This window comes from Paenibacillus sp. Y951 (assembly GCF_056786395.1).
Genome location: NZ_JBXCIY010000009.1, coordinates 1 through 18,232 on the forward strand (window position 1 = coordinate 1; position 18,232 = coordinate 18,232).

The window sequence follows — 18,232 nt, forward strand, 5'->3', positions numbered from 1 at the left end:
GGTTATGCTGATATTACAGTGCAACTAGGTTTGCTAGGTAACACGTTCCAAGACATCGAATTAGGAGGAACGCCAATTTCAGCAAGTGCCTATGACGTGAACGGAGCGGGTAATGAGGTCACGCTGAAGAAGGAGTACCTTGCGACACTAGGCACAGGTGCGCAGAGTTTCATCTTCAAATTCAGTGCGGGAAATGATGCGGCATTTGTCATTACCGTACGAAATTCTACATCAGTTTCAACTACACCTACAGACAATAATCAGCAACAGAACAAATTGAATATTACGGTAGATGGAGAGTCCAATTCGAATCTCTTGAATGGGACGATTGTAAAAGAAAACGGTAAAGAATTGTTGAAACTTACATTGGATCCAACTGAAATTATTCCATATGTTCAACAAATGGCTAGAGGAGAAACGCTAAGTGTCGGAGTCAATATTGTAGTAGACGATATTTTGATTGATATTAATGGGGATACGATTGATCTTCTGATCGATAAAGGGATAGTACTTCAAGTCGTGACAGAAGATGGAACGATGATATGGGATCCAGCTACAGTGGATTTAGAAAAAATAAAAGCTCAATTAGGTGTTACTGCATTTAATCAAGGAGTAAATACAACAATCGTCATTCAAGAGAAGTCGAGTACAGACTATTCATTCCTTCAGAATATGTCTATCGTTGGCCAACCACTATCGATGATTGTTTATTACCAGAAGGAAGAAAAGATTGTATCTCATGTTGAAAGCAATTATTACAACAAACGTATTTTACTGCTATATTCATCGATCGAACTGAATAATGTAACTGCTATTGTAATAGCAGAAGATGGATCTTTTGTCCGCGTACCGTCAAAAATCGTAGTGAAGGAAGGAAAACATTATGCTGAAGTCTATACGTTTGTGGATGGAACGATTGCATTAATTTCACATCAGCAGAGTTTTGTAGATATTCAGGGACATTGGGCAAAAGCAGTTATTGATGAATTTGCAAGCCAATTGATTGTGAACGGTAAAACGGAAACGACTTTTGCACCCAATGCGGATGTAACAAGAGCGGAATTTACAGCAATATTGGGTAGAGCATTAGGGTTGGTTAGCGCTCCATATCAAGACCAGTTCGATGATCTTCACTCTGAAAACTGGGCAGCAGCTTCGATACAGTCAGCATTGAATAGATCACTCATTCGAGGGTATGAAAATGGTTCGTTCCGACCTAATCAAAGCATGACAAGAGAAGAAGCGATCGTGATCATAACGAGAGCATTGCAAATGAATGAGATTGAAGTTGTTTTATCTGATGATAAAGTCAAACAAATATTAGGGCAGTATCATGATGCAGATAAAGTATCTGGTTGGGCTGAAAATGCAGTGGCTAAGGCAATAGAAATGGGCTTACTGCAAGGGAAAACTACTCATATACTAGCATCACAGGACCCTATTACTCGAGCTGAAATTGTAATTATTATTCGTAGAATGCTGGAATATGCAAACTTAATTTAATTGTTTAATATCCTCACCATCACACTACGGCGAATTGTGGTTTTGCACAGCCACGCTTCGCCTCCACTATCATTAACACCATCCGCATGAGGATGGTGTTTTTTCTTTTTTTAGGGCTAAGATCAGAATACTACATGTATTGGAGCAAATGTGATCGCGAAAAAAATAGATCTCCTATTTATTGTTCATATTATTACGAGTAATAAGGTAACAAAGGATAATGTTATTTTCGATCAATGTAGATATTTTACTAGGAATCATTTGTAAATACCATTGTATATATGTAAAGAAAATTGGTAGTCTTACTAGATTTACCTATATAAAAACTGCCTTAGATTTAAATTAAAAAAGACTTCTTGACAACATCATATAATAACGTGATATTATTTAATAAACACATAGACAGACAGTCGGTCGGTTTGTAAAGGAGATGTAAAGATGAGAGTTGTAAAAGAAGCTGAGGAACGCAGGAACGAAATAATTGACGCAGCTGATGAGCTTTTCGGTCAGAAGGGCTTTGACGGCACAAGTACAAACGATATTCTCGAAAAGGTCGGAATCGCGCGAGGAACGTTATATCATCACTTCAAGTCGAAGGAGGGTATTATGGACGCGCTCATTGAACGGTATAGTGTTCGTCTTCTAGGCACGGCGCAGGAAATTGCAACAGACAAGAGCATACCTGTAGTGGAACGCATTATTCGCGTTGTTATGGCACTGAACTTAAGTGGCGGGAGCAGCAAGGAGATTATGGAGCATATTCACAAGCCGCAGAACGCACTTATGCATCAGAAAATAGAAAAGGTCATCATCAATGGCGTTACGCCGATACTGACGGGAATCATCCACGAGGGCATCCAGCAGGGACTATTCCACACGCCGTACCCGTATGAATGCATGGAAATGGTTGTGATTTATGCGAATACCGTTTTTGATGATGATATGGTTCAAATGACGAACGAGGAGCACGCTTCACGCATACAGGCTTTTGTTTTTAATGTAGAAAGGCTGCTTGGTGTCAAAAGTGGAAGTCTTATAGACGTAATGCAGATGTTTGGCGGTGGATAGAGTGGCAATTAATCATTCAGGAAAACAGAGGTGACTTATGTTTAACAGAATAATCCGCAATGACATTTTAAAGAGCAAGGCGATAGCGCTAACAACAATGATATTTGTCGCTGCCTCAGCTATGCTTGTTTCACTCGCGGTGATACTCATTGTCAATCTTTCTGGCGCGCTGGATACACTAATGACACAAGCGAAAACTCCACATTTTATGCAGATGCATTCGGGTGAGATTGATACTTCGCGGCTTACGGCTTTTGCGGAACAAAACAGCAACGTCGAAGAATTTCAGGTCTTAGAATTTCTGAACATTGACGGTGCTCAGATTACATTGGGCGATAATTCGCTTGCGAACAGCGTTCAGGACAACGGTTTAAGCGTACAGAGCGCAAAATTCGATTATCTTCTTGATCTGGACGGAAACGTCATCAACGTATCTGACGGTGAGATTTATGTTCCGGTAAGTTATATGAAAGATAACACTGCAAAGATTGGTGACAAGGCCGTAATAAGCGGCAAAGAATTTACCGTTGTAGGATTTCTCCGCGATTCGACAATGAATTCTTCGCTTGCCGCTTCAAAGAGATTTCTTGTAAGCAGCAATGACTATGCGGAAATAAAAAATCTTGGAAATACAGAGTATCTGATTGAGTTCAGATTAAAGGATATGTCTGCGTTAGGCGCATTTGAAACCGCATATGCCTCCGCAGCACTTGAAATGAACGGGCCAACGGTTACATATTCACTTTTTAGACTGATGAATGCAATTTCTGACGGTATGATGATTGGGATTATCCTTCTGGTAAGCCTGCTTATTGTTTCCATCGCGTTCATGTGCATACGCTTTACGCTCCTTGCCAAAATCGAAGATGATTATCGTGAAATTGGTGTTATGAAAGCTATAGGGCTGCGTGTCTCCGACATCAAGAAGATTTATCTAGCGAAATACGCGGCAATTGCGGCGGCAGGTTCTATTCTCGGTTTTGCTCTTTCGTTTGTATTCAAAGGCATGCTCCTTGAAAATATACGGCTTTATATGGGGGAAAGCGAGAATTCTTCTTTTGCTTACGTGTTAGGAATCATCGGCATATTGCTAGTATTCCTTGCCATTATGGCCTATGTTAACGGAGTTCTGAAACGCTTTAAGAAAATTTCAGCCGCGGAAGCTATACGCTTTGGCACTTCTCAGGACGAAAACAAGGGTGCTAAGCGTTTTACGTTGAGCAGAAACAGGCTATTTAACACGAATATCTTTCTCGGTATCAAAGATGTTCTCTCAAGGAAAAAACTTTACGCCACAATGCTAGCTGTGCTGGTGATTTCGGTATTTATTATGATTGTTCCGCAGAACCTGTACAACACGATTTCCTCAAAAAGCTTCATCAGTTATATGGGGATTGGAAACTACGATCTGCGCATACAGTTGTCTGGAAATATTGACAATGTCTCTAAAATAGTCACTGAAATCGAAAAGACGGTGAAAAGCGATCAAGCCATTTCAAAGGTTGCTGCCCTTACAACAAAAACATTCAAGGCAATAACGGAAGACGGAACAGAGGAAAATATTAAAATTGAACTCGGCGACCATTCGATATTTCCTATCAAATATTCCGAGGGCAAAGCACCAGCCGTAGATGACGAAATTGCGCTTTCGATTATATACGCTGATGAAATGAACAAGAAGGTCGGCGATGTCATTACGCTAGTGATTGAGGAACTAGAGAAAGATCTAACGGTAAGCGGAATCTATTCTGATATTACCAACGGTGGAAAAACCGCCAAGGCCGTATTCACCGACCATTCGGCTGGAATTATGTGGAGCATTGTCAGCGCTGAACTTTCGGATAAATCACTTGTTGATGTGAAGGTTGCGGATTATGCAGACAAGTTTGATGTTGCAAAGGTTTCAGACATTGATGAATTTGTTACACAGACCTTCGGCTCGACAATAAGCTCCGTCGAAATGGCCTCCTATGCAGCGGTCACCGTTGCGCTGGTTATAATGGTACTAGTTACATTGTTATTTATGAAAATGCTTGTAGCTAAGGACCGATATGCCATTGCCGTAATGAAAGCGTTCGGTTTTACAAACTCGGATATTAAGATGCAGTATGTTTCTCGTACGGTATTTGTTCTGATTGTCGGAATTGTTCTCGGCACGCTTCTCGCAAACACTCTCGGAGAGATACTTGCGGGATTGGTTATTTCATCATTTGGAGCTTCGACGTTTAATTTTACAGTAAATCCCCTTTCGGCGTATCTGTTTAGTCCGCTAATGATGATTTGCGCGGTTCTTATCGCAACATTCATTGGCACATCGGGCGCAGGACAAATAAACATATCCGAAAATATAAAGGAGTAGACATATGAAGAAGATTATTATCGGTGATCATATCGTAAAGTCTTTCGGCGAGGGTGATGAACAGCGTAATGTTCTTGATGAAGTGTTCGTTGAAATACACGAGGGCGAGTTCGTTGCAGTTATGGGGCCCTCTGGCTCGGGAAAATCGACGCTGATGTTTACGTTGAGCGGAATGGACAACGTTGACGGAGGAAAGGTCGTTTTTGACAGCAGGGAATTATCGACGGTCTCTGAGAACGAGCTTTCAGATATACGTAGAACAAAAATGGGATTTGTTTTTCAACAGCCGACTATGCTGAAAAATCTGAATATCCTTGATAACATAATTCTTCCGTCAATGCGCGACAACAGAAAAAACGTCGTAAAAATTGCGGAGAAGGCAAGAGCGCTTATGAAAAGGCTGGGCATCGCGGAGCTTGAAAAGCGAGATATTACACAAGTTTCGGGAGGCCAGCTTCAACGTGCGGGAATATGCCGCTCGCTTATGAACAGCCCAAAAATCATTTTCGGCGACGAGCCGACTGGTGCGCTCAACTCAAAATCTGCAGAGAAGATCATGGATATATTTTCTGAAATTAACGCGGACGGTACTGCGGTTATGCTTGTAACTCATGATGCAAAGGTTGCAGCTCGAACAGAGCGCATTATGTTTATGCGTGACGGAAAAATCGTAAGCGAACTGAAACTTCCAAAGTATGACGGGACAGATATGGATGGCAGGGTCGAGAAAGTTACGGTGAAAATGTGGGAAATAGGAATATAGCGACCATTTGCTTCAAAATCATTACATTTCTATTTATTGGAGATAGTATTTAATATGAGTTTCATCAAACAAGCTCCTTTAACTAGGTAATATAGTAGCTGTGAATATGAAATCGTAGTCTACTAGCATTCTACTTTATAATGATGTAAAGGATAACAATGTATCAACCTAGTCTTATAGATGATCATACTAATTGCATTCGACATGTAATGACAAGTATTTTTATTTCACGATAAGCATCTATCTAATCAACCGAGCATACACTTTTTCAAGGTATGCGATAAAATGGGTTCCGTTCCTTTAATGGAAATTCGTAACCAGAACGATGCTATTACGTATCTAATAAGGGGTTGAATTTGACTAAGTTGTCGCGGAAATGCTCAAATCTGCTTACACTTATGGAAAAGCTTCATTCTCTGTATATACTGTTTACTGTTATAACAAAATAAATATTGAGGTAATACACCGTATGAATGAGGAATTAATTGTAGATGCCGATACCTGTTATCGGCAAGCTGAACAGAAGGCAGCACTTTATTTTGCATTGCTTTATGAACAAGTCATAGATAAAAATTATATGCGCGCTCTAACAGCAGACATTCATTTGTGGAAACGTGGTCATGTCCACTCGTGGCTTTCCTTATTATTACGAGGAAAGAACAAATCTAATGCGGGAGATTATCATCGACATATTCAATGGTTGAACCATACCGGAAAATTGGATGCTTACCTGGATTCAAGCATTTCCTATATGTATATGAGGGATCTAGGCAAAGCCATGGATTCACCTGATACACAAGCGAGAATTAAGCGTGTAGCTTCTGATATCAAAGAACGATTGATTCCTTTTACTTCAACAAACGAAGGAAAACAGTCAGATTTTATTAGTTTGGTAGAACTGTATCGATGGGCACAGAAGGAAGGCGTTGAAACTGCTGTAATATGGGTGATCGACAAACTTAAGACGGTATCAGCTAACATTCCAGAAGGAATGAATGCGGAGCATGCACAGCGTAAACTAATTAAGATTATTCTTGGCGTGGTTATACATGCTGTCGAAGAAATGGAAAACGGACTAACTTCAGAGGATCGTGCTCGAAAACTAGATGAAGCCATTAGGTTGGGCTATTGCTATGGTTTGACCTATCCATTTATTGATGATCTTCTGGATTCACAAGTCTTATCCGATCAAGAAAAATCACAATATTCCCGCATGATTCGAACAGTACTTCTTACGGGTTCGGTGCCGGAATTGGGCGAGTTGGTAGGAACGAACAAAGCTATGATTCAATATGTACATGCGGAGCTAGGTGAAGCTTTTGAATATATTAAGCAACATCAGCCGTTAGAAACCAAGCACCTATTTTTCGAGCAGGCTTATGTGTTTTTTCACTCACAGGAATTGGACCGTGCGAAAGATCTATCTCATGCAACGTATACGAATGAAGAGCTTTACATTCCGATTATATTAAAGTCAGCTTCTTCGCGTTTGATCGCCCGTTCCGTCGTACGTGCACCTTTAGACGAGGGCTTTGAGAGTAGAACCTTCTTTTATGGTATCTACAACCAGTTAGCTGACGATTTTGCAGATATGTTTGAAGATTTGAGAGAAGGTGCGGTAACGCCCTACACTTATTATTTAACCTATCGTGACCGTCGTTCGGATCTGATCAATCCTTATGAATTATACTGGACGGTTATTTATCATTTGATTCATAATGTATATCATTCCGATGACAAGACCCGTGAAGTGATTTTGAATCGCGCGATTAATGGTCTTAAACGTTGTAAAGCACGTATCGGCACTGAAAAGTATAATAACATTTTGAACATCTTTGCTTCCGGAAATCCAACGTTCAATCGGCTAATTCAGCAAATGGTGAATCAAGCGCAAGATGTGGATTTTTTCGATAAGCTGCTTAGAGACCAACTAGTCAACATTTTAAAAAATGAACGGAATGTAAAAGAAGAATTTTTTGAGACTATTAACTCGGCCCGTGAGGAGATCAACAATGCCCTGCAGATTATGAAGCCTGACGGGATGTTGCCGATGAAAGAGAAGCTGATTGATGCGGCCAATTACAGTCTCGTAGGTGACGGGAAACGATTGCGTCCCATAATAACTTGGGTCATGGCTAAACAACATTATGGGCTGAAGGTGTCATCAATCATGCCTTTGTTGAGATCATTAGAATACATGCATACTGCATCCTTGATTTTCGATGATTTGCCATCTCAAGATAATGCGTCCATCCGTAGAGGGCGTCCAACACTGCATCTAGTTCATGATAGCGCTACTGCTGAGTTGACCGGTCTTTTTCTGATTCAGAGGGCAATTCAGGAACAGGCGTCAATGGATCAATTCGATGCCCAAGCCGTGCTTGCCTTAATGCAATATTCGGCCCGAACGACAGAAGAACTCTGTATGGGACAGGCGATGGACTTGAATTCCAAAGGAGAAGTACTGACACTGGATCAATTGAATACGATCTGTTTTTATAAAACCGGTATGGCGTTTGAGGCTGCTTTAGTTATGCCTGCTATTCTCGCGAAGGTGGATAGACGGGAAATAGAAATTTTGAAAAAATTCGCTTATCATGCGGGGATAGCCTTTCAGATTAAGGATGATTTGCTTGATTCCGAAGGAGATGCTAGCTTGCTGGGGAAACCAGTGGGCAAGGATGTTGAAAACAACACTTCGACTTTCGTAACAATCCTTGGCCAGGAAGGCGCCATGAAAGAGATGTGGGAACACTACTGTCTTGCTATGGAAGCGTTGAAAGAGATGCCGCATCAAAACGCTTTTTTGATGCACTTAATGAATTATATTATTAATAGGGACCATTAACCGGTATCTTTCTTCCACCATCATTACCCCCGACCGCAAGAGGTCGGGGTTTGTTGTGTGATAATAAATGATATTAAATATATTCCATATTAAATACGTAGAGTATTAACTATATTGCATGATATCTATAAAATTACAGTACACACTAATTAAGTTTTTTTTTTGCGCTGTCCACTTGACAGGGAGCACTTCAGGATCAAGAAACTGGTTGTTTTAACGCTACCCGAAAGAATTCTCCATCCTCAAAAATTAATGAAGGGCTGATAAGTCCAATTTTAGGTGGGAGATGAATTTCGGTTTGGCGATAGACAAAAAGATTTTGCTTTATATTTTCGGCTCAGATATAATCAGTCTTATAAAGATTAAGGGAGTTATCTCAATGAAGTTAGAGAGTAATAATCATTCAGTATTCTTACTATATTACCATCTTGTTTTAGTTGTGAAATATAGGAAAAATGTATTTGATGATAACATATCAGACTATGCGAAAGTCAAGGTGAAAAGTGAGGTGACATGATATGGCGAAGCACCATAAAGCATACAAGTTCCGTTTATATCCAACAGAAGAACAAGCACTTCTTATGCGTAAAACCTTCGGTTGTGTCAGATTCGTATACAACAAAATGTTAGCAGAACGTAAAGAAATCTACGAGAAATATAAAGACGATAAGGATCAACGAAAGAAGCAAAAGCTTCCAACTCCTGCGAAATATAAAGTAGAATTTGAGTGGTTGAAAGAAGTAGATTCCCTCGCCTTAGCCAATGCTCAACTCCATTTGCAAACTTCATATCAGAATTTCTTTAGTGGTCAAAACGCCTTTCCTACATTCAAGAACAAAAAGGATAGAAAGTCGTATACAACCAATCTTGTAAACGGAAACATTATGCTATTTGCCCGTCATATCAAATTACCAAAGCTAAAGATGGTACGGATCAAACAACACAGAATCATACCAAGTCATCATACCATGAAGTCTTGCACGATCTCCATGACAGCTTCGGGCAAGTATTATATATCGATCCTGACGGAGTATGAGCAGGAAATCGAGCCAAAAGAGGTGGAATCCGCTGTAGGTTTAGATTTTGCTATGTCTGAATTGTACGTTAGTAGTGAAGGTGAGAAAGCCAATTACCCTCGTTTCTATCGTCAAATGTTAGAACAATTAGCAAAATCACAACGCGTTCTATCCAGAAGAACAAAAGGCTCTGTTCGTTGGAATAAGCAACGTATAACCGTAGCTAAGTTACATGAAAAGGTAGCAAACCAACGCAAGAATTTCTTACATCACAAGTCAAAAGAATTAGCTACAGCGTTTGATTTAGTAGCGATCGAAGACTTGAACATGAAAGGAATGTCACAGGCCCTTCACTTTGGTAAAAGTGTGGCGGACAATGGTTGGAGTATGTTCACCACTTTCTTAACCTACAAATTACAAGCACAAGGAAAACAACTGATCAAAATAGACAAATGGTATCCATCCACAAAGACATGTAGTCATTGTGGGCATATCAAAGAGATGTCATTGTATGAACGCGTATATACATGTACATGTGGTGCAAATCTGGATAGAGATTATAACGCCGCCATCAATATCAAAAATGAAGGCATGCGCTTATTCGCGTGATCTTAAATAGAATCAAAGAACCTTTGGAACAAGGGTGTTAGCTCGGCGGTCGAAGACTAATTCGTTAGCTAGTAAAAGTAACGATTAACCGAGAAGCCCCCACTTCAAGACCTGTAAAGAGGTAAGTGGTGGGAGTAGTTCACGGGTTAGCTATTTACTACTCCAAGATAAAGGAAGCTAAGCTAGCATTGCCGGATCCTTTATAGGTAAAGTAAAGGGCTTGAACTCCATTTGGAATAGGGATGTGTGCGGAATACTCTGTCCATACATTTGTGAAACCTACAGGTATAGTTCCTAGAACAGCGCCGTCCCATGATGTTTTCACTTCGAATGCACCATTACAATATCCACGCACATTAATTTTAATAGTTTGAATGTCATTACAGTCAAAATACTTAAATCCTGCTGAAGCACCATCTCTCATATTAGTGATGTAACCTGTCTCTTCATCACCATCTTTGCCGTCTTGAGTGATCTTTGGAAATCTTCCGTCCATCCATGCCCCGAAAGTACCTGTATACATTTCTACATCATTACAAAATAGATTACATGCAATGTATGCTGGATATTCTCCACTTCCGATTAGCGGACCGTCATTTGCTCCGGAAGAAGTCATTTCTACCTGGTTGATACTTCCATCCTCGTTAAAGAAGATTTGTTCTAGACAACCTTGTCGACTATAGTGCGTTCCGTTAGTTTGTCTATGATAGAAAATATACCATCTATCTTCTATTTGTACGAAACTGCCGTGGTTATTTCCACCATAAGCCATTGGTTGTTCAGCAGGTTTATATGTATCGATATTAATATCATTGTTACTTACAATTACACCTTGATATTTGAATCCTTGTGTGGCTGATTTACTAGTTGCATAGCATAATTCATGCATAACGATAGATGAATAAATCAAATAATAAGTGTCGCCTTTTTTTCTAATGGATGGTGCTTCAAAAAATTCATGTCCCTCAAAGCTACTACCTTGGCTATATGGTTGACTTGGCATTACAAATACAGGTTCTTCTATAATAGTCAGCATATCTGGACCTAGTACTGTAGCCATTGCTCCTTTTCTAGATGTGTCTCCGTATGCACAAAAACCAGTATACAGATAAGTGGTATTTCCTTCTGTCAACACACCAGGATCAAATTGAGGCTGGTCGCCATCTCTCTCACCAAGGCGTGTGCCATCAGAATAATGGACATACCCATAAAATTCAAACTTCCCAGCTGGACTTTCACAAACAGCTACAGAAACCACTGGCACTTTATCAAGAACATAGTATAAATAATATCGGCCATCGGGCCCTACGGTAACATCAGGTGCATATAAACACATATTAGCTTTAGAATTTAGCGGATCATCAGTTTTAGTGTAGATCACACCTTCATATGTCCAATCTTTGAGATTGTTTACTGGTGCAGACCAACAAACATAATCATTTAAACAAAATGCATGACCATTAAATTGGTCGTGTGACCCGTACACATAGACTCTATCATTAAATACATATGGCTCACTATCAGGTATATATTCCCATGACGGAAGATATGGATTAAATCCTTGTTTTAACATAGTTAAGTCAATCCTTTCAATAATATAAGATTTTTTGAGAAAACATAAAGGATATAAATCATCTAGAAAATTACAAAAAAGTGCTTACATAAAATATTATAGAATGCATCACTTACAAAGTACAAGCTAATATTGATAAAGTAGTATTATTTAAATTAACTGCAATCATAAAGACTTTAGTAGGTAACATTTGTTATAGTATAATTATGAAAATAACATTTCATATCTATTTATCATAATATTGATAAATATGTTATACCTAGTTAAATGTAAGATGAAGTAAATAATAAAACATACTAACACGAGCGGAGACTAATATATGGAAAAATTAGAACTTATAATGACCATTCATGTGAAAACAGGAGAAGCAAAAACTCTACATTCTGAAATAGGGGATTCAGTCGTGATGATTCCATTTACAGGACATGTAACAGGGCCACTATTCCAAGGTGAAATTCAAAAAGGGGGTGTAGACACTCAAATTATTAGCCAAGACCGTAAGAAACATTCATTATCTGCCAGATATATGATCATGGGTAAAGATTATTCAGGACAGGATTGCACAATTTACATTGAAAACAATGGAAATATTGATGAATCAAACAATAAGTATTTATTTAGAACTTATCCACAAATCATTACTTCGAGTCATATATTAAAGTATATTGAGAGTGAAATATTAGTAGCAGAAGGAACAGTTGATGTAGAAGGCGTAATCATTAATATATATATAGTGAATTGAAAAGCTGTTTAATCGTTATAAACATGGTTGTTGGTCTATTTATGTTTCAGAAGCTAAAAGTGGAATTCACATTCTAATTCTAGTCATAAGTAACTCCTCTGGACAATGACATTCATAGACGATACGACCTGGAAAGCGGCCCTGATGAATAGTAATATAGGCGTTTACAATGGCCAATCCTTTAAACGTATCTATCTTATTACTAAGAAAATGAGGTTTAATTTGATAATATATTTTTGAAAGCTTAGAATAGCAGGTGATGAGATAGTTTCTCAGAATGGAGTGGAAAAAGTCTATGTTTACTTTCAAAACAAAAAAAGAAGATATTGAGTTATTTAAGAAAAAAATAGATGAATTGAATGCAGAATTAGATACAAAAGAGCATGCATTTCAAATATTTTTAAATGAATTACATAAAGAATTGATTTCTACTATAGAACAGCATGATATTGTGAACGATCAACATGAACAAATTGGAAAAATGCTAGGGAATATTTTAACAGAATTTAATAGCGTTGAAAATAATACGATTGAATCTAATCAGATCTCAGAACAGGTGCTTGAAAACGGAATATCATTGATTCATTCTTCTGATAAGATGGCAACAGTATCTCAAGATAGTATGGAAGCAGTGAATGCTGTAGAGAATATCATTGATCGTATAGGAGAACAATCTAAGCAGACATCTGACAACATGAATGAGCTAAGTGAGCTGTCCAAACAAATTGAAGAAATTGTAGAGGTAATTAGTGATATTTCAAGTCAGACCAATTTATTAGCGTTGAACGCCTCAATCGAAGCGGCAAGAGCTGGGGAGCATGGAAAAGGTTTTGCTGTTGTGGCGGCCGAAGTGCGCAAGCTTGCTGAGAATACTAAAATTAGTACAGAGGATATTGTGAATTTGACGCAAAGAACACAAGAGCAAATACTGAGGGCATACGCAGATACGAAAAATAATGTGAATCTTGTAGAACAAGGAATGAAAACAAGTACAGAAACATCTGAGCATATGAATTTACTTCTTCAAATGATAGAGCATGTCCAGAATGAAGTGAAAAAACTATTAAGTGATATCCAAAATCAAAAATCTTCAAGTGAAGATGTACTTAATAGCTTCAAAAGGACAGCAGAGTTATTTAACGAAGCCAATGCTATAGTAAATAGTCACATTGAAGAAGCTGACATTGTGACACAAAAGCTTTTAAAAGCCGTTGATTTGGTGAAAGGTTTCCCAACTATATAGCTGTATTGAAAGTGAAAACACTCTAAACTCTTGCGTGGGAGATCTAGTGTGCGATTCTTTTCCACCATTATTAACTCCGATCGTATAAGGTCGGGGTTTTTGTTGTTTTTGTAGACATTTCGTAGGGACGAATATGCTAGGCTAGTGCTTCTTATTGTTCGCCCGAGTCATTTATTCGGTACCCATTCCCTTTGTTCAATGAATATCCATTTTTAAAGTGTTTTAAATCACAAGCAATGCAGTTCGGAGATGCTAATTTATAGAAGTAAGTATGAAAGAAGTTTAACTTTATATATAGAAAAAAACAGAGGTGAAGAACATGAGTGAATTAATTAATAACCGTGAGAATGGCATTTCTGCTCAGCGACCTGATCGTATACACTTGCTCAAGGAAATCATTATAGAGCTTCACCGTGGAAAAAGTGTGGAGGAAGTAAAGTCAAGATTTAATGATGCTGTAGGTGATATATCAGTTGATGAAATTTCGCAACTAGAAGAGGTGCTGATGCAGGAGGAAGGGATACCGGTAACCGAAGTACAGCGACTGTGCAGTGTGCATGCTGCTGTGTTCAAAGGTTCCATCCAAGAAATTCACAATGCTCACAAACCTGAAGAGCGGCCGGGACATCCTATTCATACCTTTAAAATGGAGAACCGAGAAATTGATCTACTAATAAATTTCAAAATCGCACTGCATCTGGAGCGATTTCTTAAGGATCATGGGGAGGCAAATCGTCATAAATTGCTGGAGGATTTCAGTCTTCTATATGATGTAGATAAACACTACTGCCGGAAAGAAAATATACTGTTTCCTTTCCTCGAAAAATACGGAATCTTTGGACCGACCAAGGTGATGTGGGCAGTAGACGATGGTATCCGAATTGGAATAAAAGAAGTGAAATCCAAACTCACTAATTTTGATGGCAATGCAGAGATATTAGTAGATCTGGCAAAACGGGTCTTAAACGAAATAACAGAAATGATCTATAAAGAAGAAAATATCTTATTACCTATGGCACTAGGAAAATTGACGGAAGATGAATGGCTTCAAATTGCTGCCCAAAGTGAAGAAGTGGGTTATTGTCTGATTGCACCGGATCAAGTATGGATTCCCGAGAGAGCAGCTGAACTTGGCGCAGATAATGGGTTAGGCTCTTCTCCGCTACAAGAAGGATACATCAGAATGAGTACAGGTGTTTTATCGGTCAGACAGCTTGAATCCATCTTAAATCATTTACCGGTCGACCTGACTTTTATCGATGAGAATGATATCGTGCGATATTTTTCACATGGTAAAGAAAGAATCTTCGTTCGTACCAAAGCGGTTATCGGTAGAAGTGTTCAGAATTGCCATCCTCCGCAAAGCGTTCATGTCGTAAATCAGTTGCTTGCTGATTTCAAAGCAGGTGTTAAAGATGAGGAAGATTTCTGGATTCCCTTGAAAGATAAATTTATCTATATTCGCTATTTTTCTGTAAGGGATGAAGAAGGAAAATATTTAGGTGCGCTTGAATTCACTCAAAACATTAAGCCGATTCAAGAACTTACAGGTCAAAAACGGATACTCTCGGAGTAAGAGGAAGACACATCCATCGTAATTTGAAGAAGTATCACATGGAAAAAAGTGCTAAATAGCTAAAGAAATAAGGCACTTCCTGTTCAAATTTGAACAAGAAGTGCCTGGTTTTTATTTAGTGTCGTATATGATGTTCATGGCCAACGAGGTACATGAATAAAGCATTGAGGGTATCATAAATATAAAGAAGAACCGATGCACACTCGTCGTGGTACTATCGACGGTTTCGTACGATGGGGAGTCCTGTTATAAACTGGTATCCGCTTACAATGCCTTTTCTTCTTCGTAGTTAGTGACAAGATCCAGTTTAGAACTACCTGATGGATCAGCGAAAACTTGACCGTTTGCAAAGGTTTCATGCTATATCGTTTTTCAAGTTGTTGGTTCCATAGGTGTAGCTGCTGGTGCAGGTCCACCAATCCATTTGGCAATTTCGCTTAATGTAGTGCTCATTAGCACATAATGACGACCCATGGTATGATCACTTTCATTCGGATAGCCGACTTTAAATGAATATTGGATGCCATTCGCTGCTGCTGCCGCTTGAGCATTTTCATTATAGTCGCCATATGGGTAAGCGAAAAGAATAGGGTCTTCATCCGTAATACCTTTAATGAACGCATTAGCAGTAGCCATTTCAGTAGAAGCATCTGCCTCAGATATCGTCTTCCAAGTTTTCTCGGCATGGTTTACAGTATGATTTTGGATGCTAATATTTGGATTTTTTGCAAGTGCTTCTAATTGTACGAGTGACATACTGTAGCCACCGCCGATCCAGCCACTAGCTACGAATTGCACGGCATTCATCCCGTGATTATTCAATATTGGCACTGCAGTTTCAATAAAGTCAGGGGTAGCATCATCAAATGTTAGTAAAATTGGTTTGTCTGGAGCTTTTTCATTACCTTTCATAATATCTACATATTGTTTGGCAGTAAGCGTGTTAAAACTATTATCATCAAGATATTGCATATGCTGCTTGAAATCTTTCGTGCTTGTATCAGTCCAGTCATTTATTGGAGTATCCGTAACGCGGTGATACAAAAGAACTGGAATATTCGGCTCTGCCTCAGCTACTTCCGGAATAATTGGCTCTACCTCAGCCACTTCCGTAATTGGAGCACGGCAACCTAATGGAATAATTAAAGTGGCTACAAGAAAAAGTGAGATGGTTTTATTAAGTTGTATACTCATTGTTTTACATTTCCCCCCTGAAATAATCCACAAATCATTAAGCGCTTACACAAATTTAAAATACGATATCTTCCCTAAAGTTGATTATAACGGCTATTAAAGATGCTTTGACTACAATAACTTAACAATCTACTATAGTTATTTAAGATATATAGTAAATAGAACTCGAAGTTATTTTTTAATTGAATTAGAGTATATGAAATTATTAAAATTAACAGAGTAATTCATTCCATTTTATGGTACTGTGATGAGTGTCATAACATAGGGGATGAATAAGGATGTTAGGGAATACGCCAGGAAAAGAACAGACGATATTTGATCATGTAGGAAATACGATCAAGACAGAAGATCGTGAGATTCGAATTGTTGCCAAGTATGAGGCACCTCTGATTGTCGTACTAGAAAATGTGCTTAGTGATGAGGAATGCGACGAGCTAATTAAACAATCTAGAGAGCAATTACAACGTTCAAAAATAGGTGGAAATCATACCGTTAATCAAATTAGAACGAGCAGCGGGGTATTTTGTGAAGAGAATGAAACAATTACAAAAATTGAGAAGAGAATCTCTCAAATTATGAATATTCCTATCGAGCATGGCGATGGCTTGCAAGTTCTGCTGTATACCCCTGGCCAAGAGTACCAACCTCATTATGATTTCTTCGCAGAAACGAGTCGAGCAAGTGCTAATAATCGAATTAGTACGCTCGTAATGTATCTCAATGATGTGGAGGAAGGCGGGGAAACGACGTTTCCTGCGCTTAATCTATCAGTATCGCCGAACAAAGGTATGGCGGTTTATTTCGAATATTTTTACAGTAATCAACAATTAAACGATTCCACCTTGCATGCAGGTACACCAGTGATCAAAGGGGAAAAGTGGGTAGCGACGATGTGGATGAGAAAGCAAACACTTCGCCTCCCTTAGATGTATTATTAAAATAAAAAGTGCGTATCGATTACATATCGACACGCACTTTTTCAGTTACTTACAGAGCTAATAGCAATTCTTATTGCAGAGCCTGATATCAATGTTCACCTCATGATCACAAAGTGGATTGTTATATTTAATTTGAGCTACTTTTTGCTCAATATTGAAATACCAACCACTTTCACTTTGTTTCCACTGATCTTCATCCAAATATCTTTGTAAGGTTTGTTGTCCAAGTGTGATCGTTATAGGACTAACGTCCTTACAGATGAATTGCATCTCATAGGTTTCAATCGTTGATACATACTCCCCTTCGGACTGGAAGGAAATTGTGGACTCCTTACCAACCTGTAGAGAGATGTTTGTTTTAACATACTGATTGTTTTTATAGGATGGAGACATGCCATCATCATCGTAGTAGATGAACGAACCATCGCTTGAGCCTTCAACGAGCAATTTCATGTGGTTAATCTTATCTTGATGAATACTCATAAGTTGATTTGCTAATGTAAAATTTTTAGTTAGACAAACTGATCATGTACTTAATGTACTCCACCCGTTTAGGGAGGGGAATGGTCGTGCTCAACGTGAATTCATTCGTTGCATAGCACTTGAATCTGGATATTTTATAGATTGGGCAGAGGTTGATGCAAATACAATGCTTGAAGCTATGATACACTCACCTATGGATAGTAAGAAACTATATAATGTTTTATATAAAATAACTAAGAAAATTTAAGTTGTTTTAAATAGATCAGTTGTAAGTGCTTACTAGGTAACGCTAAAACTATGATTATTCTAGAGAAGCT

The 18,232-nt window shown here is 38.6% G+C and carries 13 protein-coding genes and 1 pseudogene; 11 read left to right on the top strand and 3 right to left on the bottom strand.

Annotated elements, in window-relative coordinates:
* From AC1TPB_RS14055 to AC1TPB_RS14085, 7 genes and pseudogenes are all read left to right on the top strand, one after another.
* A partial coding sequence (locus AC1TPB_RS14055) for an S-layer homology domain-containing protein (RefSeq protein ID WP_482077078.1) occupies positions 1 to 1,503 on the top strand: 1,503 nt, incomplete at its 5' end.
* Between the two features lie 438 nt (positions 1,504 to 1,941).
* The gene (locus tag AC1TPB_RS14060) at positions 1,942 to 2,571 is read left to right on the top strand and encodes a TetR/AcrR family transcriptional regulator (protein WP_482077079.1); all 630 of its coding nucleotides are present in this window, start codon (positions 1,942 to 1,944) and stop codon (positions 2,569 to 2,571) included.
* A 37-nt stretch (positions 2,572 to 2,608) separates the two neighbouring features.
* Entirely contained in the window at positions 2,609 to 4,930 is a 2,322-nt protein-coding gene (locus AC1TPB_RS14065) for an ABC transporter permease (protein WP_482077080.1), read from the top strand.
* Between the two features lie 4 nt (positions 4,931 to 4,934).
* A complete protein-coding gene (locus AC1TPB_RS14070; protein ID WP_482077081.1) occupies positions 4,935 to 5,693 on the top strand; it encodes an ABC transporter ATP-binding protein in 759 nt (252 codons plus the stop codon).
* 469 nt (positions 5,694 to 6,162) lie between these two features.
* Complete coding sequence (locus AC1TPB_RS14075) at positions 6,163 to 8,541, top strand: polyprenyl synthetase family protein (RefSeq protein ID WP_482077082.1); 2,379 nt, start codon at positions 6,163 to 6,165, stop codon at positions 8,539 to 8,541.
* A gap of 379 nt (positions 8,542 to 8,920) precedes the next feature.
* A pseudogene (locus AC1TPB_RS14080) lies at positions 8,921 to 9,031 on the top strand (transposase); the annotation flags it as partial.
* A 28-nt stretch (positions 9,032 to 9,059) separates the two neighbouring features.
* Complete coding sequence (locus tag AC1TPB_RS14085; RefSeq protein WP_482077083.1) at positions 9,060 to 10,166, top strand: RNA-guided endonuclease TnpB family protein; 1,107 nt, start codon at positions 9,060 to 9,062, stop codon at positions 10,164 to 10,166.
* 157 nt (positions 10,167 to 10,323) lie between these two features.
* On the opposite strand, the gene AC1TPB_RS14090 is transcribed toward AC1TPB_RS14085, so the two are convergent.
* Positions 10,324 to 11,739, bottom strand: coding sequence for a family 43 glycosylhydrolase (locus AC1TPB_RS14090; RefSeq protein WP_482077084.1), 1,416 nt, complete (start codon positions 11,737 to 11,739; stop codon positions 10,324 to 10,326).
* Positions 11,740 to 12,058: 319 nt separating this feature from the next.
* On the opposite strand from AC1TPB_RS14090, the gene AC1TPB_RS14095 reads away from it, so the two are divergent.
* From AC1TPB_RS14095 to AC1TPB_RS14105, 3 genes are all read left to right on the top strand, one after another.
* A complete protein-coding gene (locus AC1TPB_RS14095; RefSeq protein ID WP_482077085.1) occupies positions 12,059 to 12,481 on the top strand; it encodes a DUF3237 family protein in 423 nt (140 codons plus the stop codon).
* Positions 12,482 to 12,776: 295 nt separating this feature from the next.
* Positions 12,777 to 13,724, top strand: a complete 948-nt coding sequence (locus tag AC1TPB_RS14100) for a methyl-accepting chemotaxis protein (RefSeq protein WP_482077086.1) — start codon at positions 12,777 to 12,779, stop codon at positions 13,722 to 13,724.
* A gap of 319 nt (positions 13,725 to 14,043) precedes the next feature.
* Entirely contained in the window at positions 14,044 to 15,300 is a 1,257-nt protein-coding gene (locus tag AC1TPB_RS14105; protein ID WP_482077087.1) for a DUF438 domain-containing protein, read from the top strand.
* A 372-nt stretch (positions 15,301 to 15,672) separates the two neighbouring features.
* Here the strand turns inward: AC1TPB_RS14105 and AC1TPB_RS14110 are convergent, their stop codons facing one another.
* Positions 15,673 to 16,494 carry a polysaccharide deacetylase family protein gene (locus tag AC1TPB_RS14110; protein WP_482077088.1) on the bottom strand — a complete coding sequence of 274 codons (822 nt, stop codon included), beginning with the start codon at positions 16,492 to 16,494 and terminating at the stop codon, positions 15,673 to 15,675.
* Between the two features lie 278 nt (positions 16,495 to 16,772).
* Between AC1TPB_RS14110 and AC1TPB_RS14115 the strand changes: the two genes are divergently transcribed.
* Positions 16,773 to 17,420 (top strand): 2OG-Fe(II) oxygenase, encoded by a 648-nt coding sequence (locus AC1TPB_RS14115; RefSeq protein ID WP_482077089.1) that lies wholly within the window; start codon positions 16,773 to 16,775, stop codon positions 17,418 to 17,420.
* A 69-nt stretch (positions 17,421 to 17,489) separates the two neighbouring features.
* Here AC1TPB_RS14115 and AC1TPB_RS14120 read toward each other — a convergent pair whose 3' ends face one another.
* Positions 17,490 to 17,915, bottom strand: a complete 426-nt coding sequence (locus AC1TPB_RS14120) for a DUF5110 domain-containing protein (RefSeq protein WP_482077090.1) — start codon at positions 17,913 to 17,915, stop codon at positions 17,490 to 17,492.
* Positions 17,916 to 18,232: the final 317 nt, after the last annotated feature.